The organism is Pseudostreptobacillus hongkongensis, assembly GCF_001559795.1.
Classification (GTDB): Bacteria; Fusobacteriota; Fusobacteriia; order Fusobacteriales; family Leptotrichiaceae; genus Pseudostreptobacillus; species Pseudostreptobacillus hongkongensis.
In genome coordinates, this window is record NZ_LOHY01000015.1 from 1 (window position 1) to 274 (window position 274).

A 274-nucleotide genomic window follows, 5' to 3' on the forward strand; every position below is an offset into this window, starting at 1 on the left:
AGTATACACGATAAAGGTATAATCGACTTAGTATCTACTGCAAAAGCTGTTTAGGTAAAAGAATGTGATGGAACTTTCCATTCAATTAAACCAAACAAAATCGGAGTAGAATTACTTACCGGAGCTAAAATTACAGATAACAAAAGTATGAATAAAGTCGCTAAAATATTAATTGAACGAGGGATAATTAATGTCTACATTACTATTGGAAAAAATGGTGTTGTCTTTATGAATAAAGATAAAACTGAATTTATTCCTAATCTACCTGTCAAAC

General features: G+C 29.6%; 1 protein-coding gene. It reads left to right on the forward strand.

All coding sequences use genetic code 11. The features are described 5' to 3' along the window. Positions 1–84: 84 nt before the first annotated feature. Positions 85–274, forward strand: a 190-nt coding sequence (locus tag AYC59_RS08235; protein WP_369323994.1) for a PfkB family carbohydrate kinase, incomplete at its 3' end; no start/stop codon positions are given.